The 13,016-nt window shown below is 55.5% G+C and carries 17 protein-coding genes; 8 read left to right on the forward strand and 9 right to left on the reverse strand.

What is annotated here, in order from left to right:
- Nucleotides 1-71 precede the first annotated feature (71 nt).
- From H4J77_RS07305 to H4J77_RS07325, 5 genes are all read left to right on the forward strand, one after another.
- Nucleotides 72-314, forward strand: a complete 243-nt coding sequence (locus H4J77_RS07305) for a hypothetical protein (RefSeq protein ID WP_123890578.1) — start codon at nucleotides 72-74, stop codon at nucleotides 312-314.
- 3 nt (nucleotides 315-317) lie between these two features.
- A complete protein-coding gene (locus tag H4J77_RS07310) occupies nucleotides 318-1,169 on the forward strand; it encodes a DUF692 domain-containing protein (RefSeq protein WP_220469292.1) in 852 nt (283 codons plus the stop codon).
- Complete coding sequence (locus tag H4J77_RS07315; RefSeq protein ID WP_123890577.1) at nucleotides 1,166-1,924, forward strand: DUF2063 domain-containing protein; 759 nt, start codon at nucleotides 1,166-1,168, stop codon at nucleotides 1,922-1,924. Before H4J77_RS07310 ends, H4J77_RS07315 begins: the two co-directional genes overlap by 4 nt.
- Nucleotides 1,925-2,194: 270 nt before the next feature.
- Nucleotides 2,195-3,244: a porin gene (locus tag H4J77_RS07320; protein WP_123890576.1), complete on the forward strand. Its 1,050-nt coding sequence runs from the start codon at nucleotides 2,195-2,197 to the stop codon at nucleotides 3,242-3,244.
- A 176-nt stretch (nucleotides 3,245-3,420) separates the two neighbouring features.
- Nucleotides 3,421-4,131, forward strand: a complete 711-nt coding sequence (locus H4J77_RS07325; RefSeq protein WP_123890575.1) for a DUF2057 family protein — start codon at nucleotides 3,421-3,423, stop codon at nucleotides 4,129-4,131.
- Nucleotides 4,132-4,189: 58 nt separating this feature from the next.
- On the opposite strand, the gene H4J77_RS07330 is transcribed toward H4J77_RS07325, so the two are convergent.
- Nucleotides 4,190-5,113 (reverse strand): DNA-3-methyladenine glycosylase, encoded by a 924-nt coding sequence (locus H4J77_RS07330; protein WP_123890574.1) that lies wholly within the window; start codon nucleotides 5,111-5,113, stop codon nucleotides 4,190-4,192.
- Nucleotides 5,114-5,241: 128 nt separating this feature from the next.
- Here H4J77_RS07330 and H4J77_RS07335 point away from each other — a divergent pair, with 128 nt between their 5' ends.
- Nucleotides 5,242-6,366, forward strand: a complete 1,125-nt coding sequence (locus tag H4J77_RS07335; RefSeq protein ID WP_123890573.1) for a GNAT family N-acetyltransferase — start codon at nucleotides 5,242-5,244, stop codon at nucleotides 6,364-6,366.
- Nucleotides 6,367-6,381: 15 nt separating this feature from the next.
- Here the strand turns inward: H4J77_RS07335 and H4J77_RS07340 are convergent, their stop codons facing one another.
- The 3 genes from H4J77_RS07340 to H4J77_RS07350 all read right to left on the reverse strand — a co-directional run bounded on the left by H4J77_RS07340 (nucleotide 6,382) and on the right by H4J77_RS07350 (nucleotide 8,749).
- Nucleotides 6,382-6,942 (reverse strand): peptidylprolyl isomerase, encoded by a 561-nt coding sequence (locus H4J77_RS07340; protein WP_123890572.1) that lies wholly within the window; start codon nucleotides 6,940-6,942, stop codon nucleotides 6,382-6,384.
- Between the two features lie 28 nt (nucleotides 6,943-6,970).
- Entirely contained in the window at nucleotides 6,971-7,792 is an 822-nt protein-coding gene (locus H4J77_RS07345; protein WP_123890571.1) for an alpha/beta fold hydrolase, read from the reverse strand.
- A 66-nt stretch (nucleotides 7,793-7,858) separates the two neighbouring features.
- Nucleotides 7,859-8,749: a LysR family transcriptional regulator gene (locus tag H4J77_RS07350; protein WP_123890570.1), complete on the reverse strand. Its 891-nt coding sequence runs from the start codon at nucleotides 8,747-8,749 to the stop codon at nucleotides 7,859-7,861.
- Nucleotides 8,750-8,854: 105 nt separating this feature from the next.
- On the opposite strand from H4J77_RS07350, the gene H4J77_RS07355 reads away from it, so the two are divergent.
- Both H4J77_RS07355 and H4J77_RS07360 read left to right on the forward strand, forming a co-directional pair.
- Complete coding sequence (locus tag H4J77_RS07355; protein ID WP_123890569.1) at nucleotides 8,855-9,175, forward strand: 3-phosphoglycerate kinase; 321 nt, start codon at nucleotides 8,855-8,857, stop codon at nucleotides 9,173-9,175.
- A gap of 103 nt (nucleotides 9,176-9,278) precedes the next feature.
- A complete protein-coding gene (locus H4J77_RS07360) occupies nucleotides 9,279-9,881 on the forward strand; it encodes an FMN-dependent NADH-azoreductase (protein ID WP_123890568.1) in 603 nt (200 codons plus the stop codon).
- A gap of 85 nt (nucleotides 9,882-9,966) precedes the next feature.
- On the opposite strand, the gene rutF is transcribed toward H4J77_RS07360, so the two are convergent.
- From rutF to rutB, 5 genes are read right to left on the reverse strand one after another with little or no spacing between them, the layout of a single operon-like run.
- Entirely contained in the window at nucleotides 9,967-10,488 is a 522-nt protein-coding gene (rutF, locus tag H4J77_RS07365; RefSeq protein WP_123890567.1) for an NADH-dependent FMN reductase RutF, read from the reverse strand.
- 11 nt (nucleotides 10,489-10,499) lie between these two features.
- The gene (locus tag H4J77_RS07370; RefSeq protein WP_123890566.1) at nucleotides 10,500-11,090 is read right to left on the reverse strand and encodes a malonic semialdehyde reductase; all 591 of its coding nucleotides are present in this window, start codon (nucleotides 11,088-11,090) and stop codon (nucleotides 10,500-10,502) included.
- A gap of 11 nt (nucleotides 11,091-11,101) precedes the next feature.
- Nucleotides 11,102-11,902 carry a pyrimidine utilization protein D gene (rutD, locus tag H4J77_RS07375; protein ID WP_123890604.1) on the reverse strand — a complete coding sequence of 267 codons (801 nt, stop codon included), beginning with the start codon at nucleotides 11,900-11,902 and terminating at the stop codon, nucleotides 11,102-11,104.
- Nucleotides 11,903-11,918: 16 nt separating this feature from the next.
- On the reverse strand, nucleotides 11,919-12,302 hold the full coding sequence (gene rutC, locus H4J77_RS07380; protein WP_123890565.1) for a pyrimidine utilization protein C: 384 nt from the start codon (nucleotides 12,300-12,302) through the stop codon (nucleotides 11,919-11,921).
- Nucleotides 12,299-12,994, reverse strand: coding sequence for a pyrimidine utilization protein B (rutB, locus tag H4J77_RS07385; protein WP_235869754.1), 696 nt, complete (start codon nucleotides 12,992-12,994; stop codon nucleotides 12,299-12,301). Before rutB ends, rutC begins: the two co-directional genes overlap by 4 nt.
- Nucleotides 12,995-13,016: the final 22 nt, after the last annotated feature.

Raw genomic sequence — 13,016 nt, forward strand, 5'->3', positions numbered from 1 at the left:
CGACAGGTCAGCCTGGTCTAGTTTAGTAGGGAGGCACTCAATGCCTTCATTCAAAAAGACGGAGATTGGCCATGAATAAATTCAATACTGCGATGCTGACCTTGGGTGTCACCTTGGTAAGCGCTGGTGTCAGCGTCAATGCTGCCGAAAACCCTTTTGCTGTGCAGGAGCTGCAGAGCGGCTATAACGTTGCTGACAACCACGGTGAAGGTGACATGGAAGGCAAGTGCGGCGAAGGCAGTTGTGGTGAGGAGAAGGAAGAAAGCAAAAGCGAAGCCGAAGGCAAGTGCGGTGAAGGCACCTGCGGTAACTGAGCAATGACTGTAATTCAGCATTCCGGCCTTAGTGGCGCAGGCCTCGGTCTGCGTCGCAGCCTGCTTGGTGAGATCGCCGATAGTTCGCACGCCGGTGCCGACTTTCTTGAGGTGGCGCCGGAAAACTGGATCAATATCGGTGGCCGCTTTGGTCGCCAATTCCGTGCGCTGACTGAACGCTATACCTTTGCCTGCCACGGGTTGTCATTGAATTTGGGCGGCTTGGCCCCCCTGGATCAGCGGCTACTTCGCGATATCAAGTGCTTCCTCGATGAGCATCAGATCAGTGTCTATAGCGAGCATCTTTCGGCTTGCGCCGACGATGGTCAGCTTTATGACCTCATGCCGGTTCCCTTCAGCGAATTCAACGTTCTGCGTATCGCTGAGCGTATCAATCAGGTGGAAGACGCGTTGCAGCGGCCACTGATCATCGAGAACGTCTCGGCTTATGCCTGCCTGCCAGGTGATATGGATGAGACAGCATTCGTTAACGCAGTATTGCAGGAGGCCGACTGTCAGCTATTGCTGGACGTTAACAATGTATTGGTAAACAGCATTAATTTTGGCACTGATGCCGAGCAGTTTATCCGGGCAATGCCGAGTGCACGCATTGCCTATATGCACATAGCCGGTCATCACGATGCGCAGCCAGGGTTGAAAATTGATAGCCATGGTGCACCGGTGATAGATCCGGTATGGCAGCTTTTGCAACTCGCTTATGCTGAGCATGGCGTGCGCCCAACGTTGCTGGAGCGCGACTTCAATTTTCCGCCGATAGCCGAGTTATATGCTGAGTTGGGGCAGATCCGTGAGATGCAGACGGCAGTGGCTGCGCCCCGGATTTTGCGCGCATGAGCCGCGCTAGTCGCAGTGAACAGCACCAGCGCGACTTTGCGGCACGTATACGTAACCCATCGGCTGCGCCGATTCCCGACGCAATACCGGCTGATCGTGTCGCCGTCTATGAACGATTGTTTTACAACAGTATCGAGAGCTTTGTTCGCGGTACCTTTCCGGTTTTACATAGCCTGCTATCGGCGGAGCGCTGGGCTCAACTGGTCAGCGGCTTTATCGCACAGCACCAGTGCCGCTCACCGTACTTTCTGGAAATTGGTCAGGAGTTTATTGCCTGGCTACAGCAAAGTTATATCAGGGACCTCGATGATCCGCCCTACATGCTGGAGCTGGCGCATTATGAGTGGGTCGAGCTGGCGTTGGATACCGCAACCGCTGAGTTGCCGGTAAAGGCGCCAGAGGGCGGCGTGCTCGACCTGTATAGTAGTACCCTGAGTGCCTCGCCGTTGGCCTGGCCGCTCGCTTATCAATGGCCGGTCCATCGCATAGGCCCAGATTATCAGCCGACTGAAGCACCCGCGCAGCCTACCTGCCTGCTGGTCTGGCGTGATCGCAACGATAAAGTGCGCTTTATGCAACTGACCAGCTTTACCTTCCAGCTGCTGACCCGGTTACAAGAGCGGGCGGGGACGCCAGCAGCCTTGCTTGGCTACGTGGCCGACCAGAACGGGTTAGTCTGCGATGAGGGTTTTCTGGCTAATGGTTTGGCCTTGCTCAACGATTGGGTCGCGCAGGATATTGTGTTGCCTGCTTGAGTCGAGCCCTTGTTACCAGTTAAAGCCTGGTCTCCATTTCTTTTCTATCCTACTGATTTTCCTCGTGACACCTCGATCGCCGTTTGAGCGAACGTCCTCAGGTCTGTGTTCCCGCCAAAAAGTTCCGTTGTCACTGAATGTTCATCTTTGCGCAACTGATTTGAAATATGGCGCTGCCAAGATTCGTTCCAACACCGGGCATCAAGCCGCAAGGCAGCCCAAATGTGTTGTTTAACTGTCAACGCAAAAACACTAATGAGGAAAGACTCAATGACACTGCGTAAGCATTTTGCCGGATTCGCCGTTACCGCCCTGGCAGCTGCCATTCCTGCTGTTGCCATGGCTGACGTAAGCATCTATGGCCGTGCACATGTATCCGTGGACTATCTGGACGACGGTGCGGATTACTCCGAGACCAACCTGTCCAGCAACGCTTCACGTCTGGGTTTCAAAGGTGATCATGAGATTAACTCAAACTTGACTGCTTTCTTTCAGATTGAGCAGGAAATTAATTTCGGCACTGATAGCGATAACACGCTCAATACCCGCGATACGTTCGTCGGTCTGAAGGGTGGTTTCGGTAGCGCTCGTATGGGGCGTTTTGACAGCCCATTCAAAGGCGCTCGCGGTCCCGCTAACCTGTTCGGCGATCAGGTCGGTGATATGCGTAACTTGACCCGTGTGGGTAATGCCCGTTTCGACGAGCGTTATGACAACACGCTTGAATACACCACTCCCGACATGAGCGGCTTCTTTGCCAAGCTGGGTTACTCTGTTCAAGAAGGCGAGGAAGCTGATTCCGACGCAGATGAAAGCGTAATGAGTGGTTCATTGAACTACGCGGGTTCTGCCTTGGAAGCGGCTTTGGCTTATGAGTCTGCGGAAGAAGACACCGGTCGTGGCGAACGTGACGGTATCCGCGTTGCAGCAGCTTACAAGATTACTGATGGCTTCAAAGCGGTTGGTTTCTATCAGACTGTTGACTACACCAGCGACGCAGTAACGGACGCTGTACAAGATCAACTGTCTTCCGATACTTACGGTCTGGGTGCCGAATTTAAGGTCGCTGAAAACACGGCTTTGAAAGGTATGTGGATGACGCGTGATTCAGATGCTGACAACTTTGACAGCGATATGTGGGTTGTTGGTGTTGAGCACAAACTCGACAAGGCTGTCCGCGTCTACGCTAACTACGCTCTGGTTTCAAACGACGAGAACGTCAACTTGACTCCTTGGGCACAAAGTCGTTCCGCTGCACCAGGTGGCACTGTCAATGAAGACGCCTCTGGCTTGTCTGTAGGCCTGCGTTACGACTTCTAATCTGGTTATTAGTTAACGGATTGAAGTACTCCCCAAAGCCGGGCTGTTTGTAAAAGCAGCCCGGCTTTGTCATTAAAGTGAAACGATACGGTCTTAATCTTGTCGCCCAGTGGTCACCTAATCATGGCCATGGCTTGATCAAACGCTATCTTCACTCGTGCTAGGAGTTTTAACCCATGCGTCATCTGCTTTGTATCGCCGCCGCTGCGCTGCTATCAGCCTGTGCTCAACAGGCTCCTGTTAAACTTTATTCCGGTGCCGAGCAGCCGGTGTCACAGGTGGTCGTGGTAGAAATGCCCAATACGCTGGAAGTGCTGGATATAAATGGCCAGCCAGCTCCGGCAGCGAACGCGATGGTAGGTAATAAGACACGCCAGCTGCTGCTTCAGCCTGGTGAGTATCGTATTAACGCTTACTTTGAAAATGGCTACGACATCGGTGGTGGTCTGAGTCACGAAGTGGTGCGTACTCGCAGTGCTACCTTCAAAATTGACGGCAACGCCGGCGAAGTATGGCGCTTGGAATTTACTGAGCCGAATAACCTGAAGGAAGCCCAGGACATGGAGAATAGTTTCTCTGGTGCCGCCGTTAACACTCGGACAGGAGAGCGCGTCGCGACAGAGAAGGGCCCTGCTTACGTATCTCTGTTGGGACAGATGCTGGGCTCCGGTGGCGTGGCTGTGCCAGACGCGGGCACTGCTATCGCTCCGCTTGGCAGCCAGCAGCAGGCTGCTCATAGCGTCGCTGCAGTACCTGCACCCTCTCAGGCCGCTACTCCCGTTCAGACCCTGCCAGCGGACGCCGCAACGCTATCGACGCTCAAACAGATTTGGCTGATGCTTTCCCCGCAGAGCCGCGAGGCTTTTATTGACTGGACTGCCCAGTAAGTTTTTTGGTTTTTGTGTTGCTCCTTATTCCCCCGCTTGCGGGGGATTTTTTTGTCTTTTAATAATCGACCGCTTTTTCGCTTGCCGCCATTGCCCATAGATGCGCCCCGACCAGCGCGCGGTAAGGGCTGAATGCTGCCAGCCAGGCGGCGGTTTGGCGCTGATCCGGGGTTTCCGCTTGTGCCAGCAGCCTTTGCAGTCGCTTGCGAATGACCACGTCACCGTGCAACGAGCCGTCAAGCAAACCAAAACCACGCAGCATTAGATAGCTCACTGTCCAGGGTCCGATGCCACGCAGCGCCAGTAGTTTGGCTGCCAGCGCCTTGGGGTCCAGATCCTCGGCGCAACGCCAATGCCGAAGCGGTAGGTTGTCATTGATGGTTTCCTGCGCAAGCGATAACAGGCTTTTGGCCTTGCTTTGCGATAAGCCACAGGCGGTCAGTTGCTCAATGCACAGACCCGCGAGGATATCTGCATCCGGATGGCAAGTAAGCCCGCCACTGTGTGGCACGCCATGCTGTTGGATCAACCTGCGGCGTATCGATATCGCTGCTGCAACGCTGATCATCTGGCCAATAATCGCCCAGCAGCCAGCCTCGAAAGGGGTTATTGCTTGCGGTATACGCAATCCGGGTGTGGCAGCAATAAGAGGGCCGATCTGCGGGTGTTGGCCATAACGTTGTGCGAATACATCCACTGGCTGTGACAGGCCTAGAATGTGCTCACCCCATGCCACCAGATCATTGCGGCTTAGGGGAGTGGGTCTGTCGCTCTTCCAGCTAATGCTGGCGACGCCGCCATGGCTGAAGTTGATTGTCATGGCAGCCGGTATGCCCTGATACAAGGTGGCTTTGCTAACTGTCGTTTGTTGCACGACTTCAGCCAGTTGCTGATTATCACGTTGATAAAAACGCAAAACGTCATACACCCGAAAATCCCGGGGTAGGCTGAGCGTGACGCTCAGTTGGCTGCCTTGGGCCATATCAGATGTCCTCTCGTCGGGTTGCAATACTTGGCTTTGGCGCGTTAGCAGTAACCAGCAGGCGTGATCGCGCATTTAGTAGTGAATTTCGTTCGGTATGGACGCCGTGTTGTGGCACTCTTTGCGCTATGAACTTACGCCAGCTTACGCATATCGATCAGGTCAACGCCAGCCAATGGGATGCGCTATTGCCCAGTGGCTATCCCTTTTTGCGCCACGGTTTTCTTGCCGCATTGGAGCGTAGCGGGTCGGTTGGTATTGATGCCGGTTGGGTACCTGCGCATTTGGTCGTAGAGAACGCCGATGGTAGCTTGCAGGCACTGTTGCCGCTTTATCAAAAAATGCATTCCTACGGTGAGTATGTCTTCGATTGGCAATGGGCGGAGGCCTGGGAGCGGGCAGGGCAGTCGTATTATCCCAAGCTGCTCGCCGCTGTGCCTTTTTCACCGGTACAAGGGCCGCGCCTATTGGGCCGTTGTGAGGCCAGCCAACAGCTCATTCTGCAAGCGCTGGATGAGACCCTGCAACGCGGTTTGGTCTCGGGGGTAAACCTGCTGTTCAATCAAGACAGTGATAATTCTCTGTTGGAGCGTGCCGGCTGGGTACAGCGGTTGGGCTGCCAGTTCCATTGGTTTAACCGTGGGTACAGCAGTTTTGATGATTTTCTCGCTGCTTGTAGCTCGCGCAAGCGCAAGAATTTTCGCAAGGAGCGGCAGTCCGTAGCGGCGCAAGGCATCCATTTTGAATGGCATCAAGGGGCGGAGATTACTGAAACGCATTGGCAACGGTTTTTCCCCTTTTATGCGGCGACCTATCTCAAGCGTGGTCAGCAGCCCTATCTCATGCGTGCTTTTTTCAGTGAGCTATCTGCCGAGCTACCTGAGGCAGTGCGCCTGGTCTTTGCCCGTCAGGACGACCGAGACGTCGCCGGTGCGCTCTTCCTCGTTGGTGACGACACCTTGTATGGCCGCTATTGGGGATGTCTGGAAGAATATGATCGGCTGCATTTCGAAACCTGTTTCTATCAGGGCATGGATAGATGCATAGCCGAAGGGCTTAGCCGCTTTGATGCCGGCGCGCAGGGCGAACATAAACTGGTGCGTGGCTTTGAGCCGGTACTAACCCAGTCCTGGCACAAGTTGCAGCCAAGCTTGCATGAAGCGGTAGCGGACTTTCTTGAGCGCGAGCGCGCCGGGGTGAGGTCTTATCAGGCGGAGTCTGCAGGTTTCCTGCCATTCAAACAGGAAACCTGACGATAACTACTCTGCTTACTCGGCGTCCAGAACCTTGGCGCTGAGGATGGTGACGGGGTTGCGTGGTACATCTGAGTGTCCCGCTTTACTGGTAGTGGCCACCTTGCCGATGGTCTCTACCACGCCTTCACCGCTGACGACTTTACCGAATACCGCATAGCCAAAGTCACGGCTGCCGTTGTTCAGAAAGTCGTTGTTACCCAGGTTAATGAAGAATTGGCTGGTTGCACTGTCAACTACACCGGTACGCGCCATCGCCAGGGTGTAGCGGTTATTCATCAGGCCATTGTCTGCTTCATTCTTGATCGGATTGCCCACTTCCCGCTGGCGCATGTTTGCGTCAAAACCACCGGTTTGGATCATGAAGCCAGGGATGACACGATGGAAAATAACCCCGTCGTAATGCCCGGATTCAACATAGCGCAAGAAGTTGGCTACGCTGATGGGTGCAGCCTCTTGGTTCAACTCAACCACAATGTCACCCAGCGAGGTGGATAGCTGGACGCGCGGATCATCGGCCAGCGCAGTGCAGCTCAGCAGCATTAGGGTGGCAGCACCCAATAGGTGTTTCAGCATCTTTTACTCCGTCATTATGTGGTCCTGCTTAGGCAGGATCTATTTCGTGGGTAAGGGTCCGGGTGGCGTCCACCTGTTGCAGAAAATCGAGCAGAAGGCTATTGAACGCCTCGGGTTGATCAACGGGTGTAGCGTGCCGTGAATCGGCGATGACTTCCAGTCTGGCATCACCCAATCGACTCACATAGTTGCGTTTTTGTTCCACCGGCGTGTAGTCCTGGTCCGCACTGACGACCAGCACCGGGCAAACAATGCGGTCCAGCTGAGCGCTCACACCCCAGCCGACGATAGCGCGAAGCGAGGCCAGGTAACTGCGGCGGTCGTTTTCGCACCAGCGGGCCTGAAAGGTATCGCGATGATGTTGCTGATCCGGCTTGGGGAATAACATTTTGCCCAGGCCACTGGCGATAGCGCGCATGGGTAGGATATGGGCGAAAAACAGGCGTTTACCCGCCATCCAGTATTCTGCAGGGCGTCTTGGGATAACCTCAGGCGCACTGTTGACGATGGTCAGGCTGGCAGGCGTTTCTGGTGAATTGGTCGCTAGCTGAAAGGCAATCATGCCGCCCATCGACAGCCCCACAATATGCGGTTTTTCCAGCTCCATGGCCTGGATGAAAGCCAAGCAGTCTGCGGCAAAGAGGGGGATAGAGTAGCCGTTACCCCCTTTTTCGGTTTGGCCATGACCGCGACTGTCGAGACAGAGCACGCGGTAATGTTCGGTCAGTGCCGGAACCTGGTATTCCCAGTCGCGTTCACTTGAGCCAAGTCCGTGCAGCAGCAGCAGGGGTGGGCCACTCCCCTGATCGGTATAGTGAAACAGGCAGTCATTCAGTCTGATCTGCGGCATGCGATGCGTCCCTGATGGCCAAAGTCCCATTCTAGACACGGACTTGCTGCAATGAGAAGCCTGCAATCAGGCTGTCATCGAATGTTCAATCAGCAGATCTGCGAGAATGCGCGTAGCAGGGCCCATGGGGCGCTCACGGTTGGCATACAGAAACAGGTAATGTGAGCGGCGCGCACCCTGCTGTAGCGGCAGTATCTTTAGCTTGCCAGCGGCGACCTGCTCACTGATCTCATGCTCTGGCAGCCAGGCGAATCCTAGACCACGGGCTACCAGTTTGGCGGCGGTAGACAGGCTGGCTACCGTCCAGCGCTGCTCTGCACCCAGCCAGCCTGAGTCGCGGGGTTGGCGCTTGCCTGAATCACGAATAACGACCTGCAGATGGCCTTGTAAATCATCGTGGTTCAGCGTGCGTTGCAATTGGTGTAATGCATGCTCTGGGTGAGCAACCGCGATGAAATCAACGGCGTTAAGTTGCTGCGGCAGAAACCCGGCAATACTGATGCCTGAGATGGCCAGGTCCGCGCTGCCGTTGACCAGGCACTCTTCAACGCCGGAAAGTACCTCCTCACGGAGCTGAACGCGGCAGCCATGGCTGGCGGGCATGAAGGCCTGCAGCGCGGTCGCCAGTCGCTCGGCGGGGTAGGCCGCATCTACTACCAGATTCACTTCGGCCTCCCAACCCAACTCCAGCTGGTGGGCGAGCACTTCCAACTGACTGGCTTGCTCTACCACTTGCCGTGAACGCCTCAAGAGTGTTGTTCCTGCCTCAGTCAATACCGCTTTACGACCTTCTATTTCCAGTAGCGGCACCCCGAGCTGTTCCTGCATGCGCGCTATGGTGTAGCTTACCGAGGATTGTGAGCGGTGCAGGGCCTCTGCTGCCTGGGCATAGCCGCCATAATCAACGACGGCTTGCAGCGTACGCCACTGCTCAAGGGTTACCCGGGGTGCTTTCATCTCAACTACCTCTTATGGCGCTTGCGAGCCAGTGCGCTTAGCGCCAAGCTGCTAGAGTTACTGATTGCGGCCGTGCGATAACGGCTAATAACAAGGAGCTTCACCATGTCTCGTCTCAACTCGATCTTGCTGGTCGGTTGCCTGCTGCCGGCCGTCGCCATGGCCTCTTTTCCTATCGACGTTGAAATGAACGCCAACGGGGTCAGTGTGTCGGCTACGTCGGCTGACGTTAGCAACGTTGCTACAGTGACGTTAACAAATAACGGCAGCAATACTGCGCAATGCGAAGCCACTTTTATCAGCGGGCCAGAGCGCCCTTTTCCGCGACGTACCCAACTGGATGCGGGTGAGAGCACAGTGCTTACTCAGCACTTTGAACGAGAGATAACGCGCGTTCGCGTTAGCGTGAACTGTAAAGCTAAGTAAACATATCAGTTTTGTCGATTGTTATAAGCGTATTTTTGCGCTTTTATATCTTTTTATTGGGTCTAATATACCTCCATCACAACACATTTGATGGAGGCTTTTTATGCAACAGATCCTGGTAGTTCAAAGCAGCGCGCGTCAGAACGGTTCTCTGTCACGTGAATACACCGCTAACCTGGTAGCCAAGCTGCAGGCGCAGCATCCTGAGGCTAAGGTAGTGACGCGCGATATTGGCGCGAACCCGGTACCGCACCTTGACGAGACCCTGCTTAACGGCTGGATGAAGCCCGCAGACCAGCAGACTGATGCAGACCGCGCCGCTGACGCCCGCTCCAATGAGCTGGTAGATGAGCTGCTGGCCAGTGACATCGTGGTCATCGGCTCGCCGATGTATAACTTCGGTATTACCTCGACGCTAAAAGCCTGGTTTGACCACGTGCTGCGTGCCGGCCGTACGTTCAAGTACACCGAAACCGGCCCTGTTGGTCTGACGCCTGATCGCAAGGTTTACATTGTGGCCTCGCGCGGTGGTCGTCACCAGGGTTCACCGCTGGATCATCAGCAGCCTTACATCACCACGGCTTTTGGTTTTATTGGTATTCAGGATCTGACTTTCATACATGTGGAAGGTCAGGCAATGGGTGAAGAAGAGGCCGGTAAGGGTCGTGCTGAGGCTGATAAGGCGCTGAGTGAGTTGGCTGCCTGATCAACTGGGCAAAGCTCTGTCTTAGCGACAAAAAAGCCGGGGCGCTTCAGCACCCCGGCTTTTTTATGCTGCCGTTACTCGGTCATTACGCCTGCGGTATAGCGTTGCAGTAGGCGCGGTTGAAGTAGATCAAGCCGTCGCCGCTATCCTGCTGCCGGAGACCAACAATCTCACAGATGAGTATGTCGTGGCTGCCAGCGGCGACTCGATTGATAATGCGGCAATCAAAGTTGATCAGCGCGTCATCGAGCATGGGAGACCCTGTGCACTCGGTGTGCCAGTCAGCGGTCGCAAAACGCTCTTCCATCGACGACTTGCCACCAAACAAGTTTGATAGGGCCTGGTGTTTGGAGGTCAGGGTATTGACGCACAGGTGTCCGTTAGCGCTGAAAATATCGTATACCGATGCACTTCGGTTGAGACACACCAGCAAACTGGGTGGCTCATCAGAAACGCTGCAGACTGCGGTTGCAGTGAAGCCGGCGCGACCGGCGGGCCCATCGGTAGTGACCACGTTGACGGCGGCGGCAAGTACCGACATGGCGTTACGAAATGCGTCGCGGCTAACTTGCATAGGCGCTGTCTCTTGAGTTTGGACTGCCAACATGGCGAACTCCTTCAGGTAAGTATGCAGGTTTTTGAATAGGACAGGCGAGGGAGGCGATCAAATACCTTGCTGCTGTCACCGTAACCCAGATTGATCAACAGGTTCGATTTCCAATGGCTGTCACTGAAAAAGGCCTGGTCCAGCGCATTGGCGTCGAAACCGGACATGGGCCCGGTGTCCAACCCCAGGCTGCGGGCGGCCATGATGAGATAGGCCGCTTGCATGGAGCTGTTGCGGAACGCGGTCTCGTGGATGAGTTCTGGGCTACCGGTAAACCAGCTACGGGCATCGGCATGCGGGAAAAGCTCAGGCAGTGCGTCATAAAAGCGGCTGTCGTAGGCGACGATAACCGTCACAGGCGCGCTCATGGTTTTCTCAAGGTTACCGGATGACAGGCACGGCTTGAGCATCTCCTTGCCCTGACGGGTGCGCACGAAAACGAAGCGCGCAGGACTGCAGTTGGCCGAGGTCGGTCCCATTTTTACCAGGTCGTAAAGTTGTTCAAGCAGGCTGTCGGCTACCGGCAGATCTTGCCAGCCATTGTGGCTGCGGGCTTCGGTGAAAAGTTGCGCGAGCGTATTTTGATCCAGTGATTGCTGCATAGTGCCCTCGTTCAGGCGAATGTCTTGGTGGTATGCGTAACGCTGGCTATGAAATCGCGTAGCGTTGCATTGATGGTGTCTGCGCAGGTGACGCTGGAGGCGTGGCCGCCGTACTCAAACAGCTTCAGCTGCGAATGGGGCAGTGTGTTCTGCAGCTCCTGCGAGCAGGTCCAGGGCACGAGCATGTCGTCACGATTGGCGATCAGTAAGGTCGGCTGCGCAATGCTCATGAGTGCTTCGCCTGGGCCAAACTTCAGTAGCGCGTTGATACGGCGTAACAGATTGGCTTCTGGCGGAAACCCTGCGAGCTGTCGCCTTTCTTCTACTAATAGCTGCTCGATGTGTTCGGCTATCCAGGTGGGCGGGTAAAGAAATAGTGCTTGGGCTTCGACGTAGGCGGCAGGACCCGCGCCAGCGAGTAGCTGTTTACGCACCGAAAAGCAACGAGCGGTATGCGGACTGGCACTGGCCCAGGCATTCATCAGCGTCAGGCTGGCAAGCCCTGGCGCCTTTTGTAGCGCAAGCTCCAGTCCGACCAGGCCGCCCAGCGCATGGCCAATCAGATGGTACTCGCCAATATCATGAGCGCTCAGCAAGCTGACCAGTTCATTAGCCATGCTGCCAATGCTGTAGCCCTCTGGCAAGGTCGCGGGACTTTGTCCGGTGCCCAACTGATCGTAGAGAACCAGACGGAAGTCCTTGCCCAGCTCGTTGAGCTGGGGCGTCCAGAAATGGGCGGCACCGCCGAGCCCCGAGCTGAATACCAGCGTTGGGGCATCGGCTTCCTGGCGGCCATGGAACTCGATATGCATACCAGCGCTCATGCCTTTAGCCGACATGCGCGATGCTGGCGATTTCGATCAGTGCGTCGGGTTTTACCAGACCGCACTGGATGCAGTAGCGCGCTGGTTTTTCGCCCGGAAAGTACTCGGCATACACTGTGTTGACGGCGGCGTAGTCGCTCCAGTCGCGCACCATAATCATATTGAAGGTGACGTCATCCATAGTGCCACCGGCTTCTTCGACGACGCCCTTGATGATTTCCAGCACGTGGCGCGTTTGCGCTGCCGCATCACCCACATGGACTACGTTGTTTTCCTTATCGAAGGGCAGGGTGCCGGACACGTAGAGAATGCCGTCTGCCATTGAGCCAGGAACGAAAGGGGCCAAAGGTTTGCCGGTGCCTGCTGGAAGTACAGTTTTCTTGCTCATGCGGTTGCTCCTTGGTTCTGGGTAGAGGTGGCGAGGGTGGTGCAAAAGTCATCGACAGTGCTAACCCAGCCAAAAAAGGTTTCGATGTTGTAGAGCGAGGCCTGCTGCACGTAATCAGGGCCTGCCTGATGGGTGGCATCGGCCAGCACTACGCCAAAGTATTCGAGGAAAAAGCCGTCACGCAGCGTGGATTCCACGCAGACGTTGGTGGCAATACCGGTAAACACCAGGTTGCGGATGCCGCGGCTACGCAGCAGGCTATCGAAGGCAGTGTTGAAGAAGCCGCTATAGCGTGGTTTGGGTACGACCAGATCGCCAGGCTGTGGTTTCAGCTCATCGACCAGGTCATAGTCCCAGGTGCCCTTGGCCAGTAGCGTACCCATCAGTTCCGGGTTCTTGCGCATGGTCTTCATGGCGTTGGACTTGTGCCAGTTAGGCGAGCCGGGGCCACCTGCTTCGGCGTACTCCGGGTCCCAGCCGTTCTGGAAAAAAATCACCTGTACTCCAGCGGCGCGTGCCGCTTTTATCGCCTTGGCGATGGATTCGATCACCGGGCCAGTGCTGGAAATATCAAATCCAGCCAGATCCAGATAGCCGCCCTTGGTGGAATAGGCGTTCTGCATGTCGACCACGATCAAGGCGCTGTCGTTGGCGTTGATGGCCAGCGATTCCGGACGTGCCGGTAAAATCATGCTGTTGTCGTGGCTATGATTG

Source organism: Pseudomonas sp. 5Ae-yellow (assembly GCF_014077575.1).
Taxonomy (GTDB): domain Bacteria; phylum Pseudomonadota; class Gammaproteobacteria; order Pseudomonadales; family Pseudomonadaceae; genus Halopseudomonas; species Halopseudomonas neustonica.

What these genes read in the sequence shown, in the direction of transcription:
- H4J77_RS07305 (WP_123890578.1), top strand. Translation starts at nt 72, where the DNA reads ATGAATAAATTCAATACTGCGATGCTGACCTTGGGTGTCACCTTGGTA.
- H4J77_RS07310 (WP_220469292.1), top strand. Translation starts at nt 318, where the DNA reads ATGACTGTAATTCAGCATTCCGGCCTTAGTGGCGCAGGCCTCGGTCTG.
- H4J77_RS07315 (WP_123890577.1), top strand. Translation starts at nt 1,166, where the DNA reads ATGAGCCGCGCTAGTCGCAGTGAACAGCACCAGCGCGACTTTGCGGCA.
- H4J77_RS07320 (WP_123890576.1), top strand. Translation starts at nt 2,195, where the DNA reads ATGACACTGCGTAAGCATTTTGCCGGATTCGCCGTTACCGCCCTGGCA.
- H4J77_RS07325 (WP_123890575.1), top strand. Translation starts at nt 3,421, where the DNA reads ATGCGTCATCTGCTTTGTATCGCCGCCGCTGCGCTGCTATCAGCCTGT.
- H4J77_RS07330 (WP_123890574.1), bottom strand. Translation starts at nt 5,113, where the DNA reads ATGGCCCAAGGCAGCCAACTGAGCGTCACGCTCAGCCTACCCCGGGAT.
- H4J77_RS07335 (WP_123890573.1), top strand. Translation starts at nt 5,242, where the DNA reads ATGAACTTACGCCAGCTTACGCATATCGATCAGGTCAACGCCAGCCAA.
- H4J77_RS07340 (WP_123890572.1), bottom strand. Translation starts at nt 6,942, where the DNA reads ATGCTGAAACACCTATTGGGTGCTGCCACCCTAATGCTGCTGAGCTGC.
- H4J77_RS07345 (WP_123890571.1), bottom strand. Translation starts at nt 7,792, where the DNA reads ATGCCGCAGATCAGACTGAATGACTGCCTGTTTCACTATACCGATCAG.
- H4J77_RS07350 (WP_123890570.1), bottom strand. Translation starts at nt 8,749, where the DNA reads ATGAAAGCACCCCGGGTAACCCTTGAGCAGTGGCGTACGCTGCAAGCC.
- H4J77_RS07355 (WP_123890569.1), top strand. Translation starts at nt 8,855, where the DNA reads ATGTCTCGTCTCAACTCGATCTTGCTGGTCGGTTGCCTGCTGCCGGCC.
- H4J77_RS07360 (WP_123890568.1), top strand. Translation starts at nt 9,279, where the DNA reads ATGCAACAGATCCTGGTAGTTCAAAGCAGCGCGCGTCAGAACGGTTCT.
- rutF (WP_123890567.1), bottom strand. Translation starts at nt 10,488, where the DNA reads ATGTTGGCAGTCCAAACTCAAGAGACAGCGCCTATGCAAGTTAGCCGC.
- H4J77_RS07370 (WP_123890566.1), bottom strand. Translation starts at nt 11,090, where the DNA reads ATGCAGCAATCACTGGATCAAAATACGCTCGCGCAACTTTTCACCGAA.
- rutD (WP_123890604.1), bottom strand. Translation starts at nt 11,902, where the DNA reads ATGCATATCGAGTTCCATGGCCGCCAGGAAGCCGATGCCCCAACGCTG.
- rutC (WP_123890565.1), bottom strand. Translation starts at nt 12,302, where the DNA reads ATGAGCAAGAAAACTGTACTTCCAGCAGGCACCGGCAAACCTTTGGCC.
- rutB (WP_235869754.1), bottom strand. Translation starts at nt 12,994, where the DNA reads ATGATTTTACCGGCACGTCCGGAATCGCTGGCCATCAACGCCAACGAC.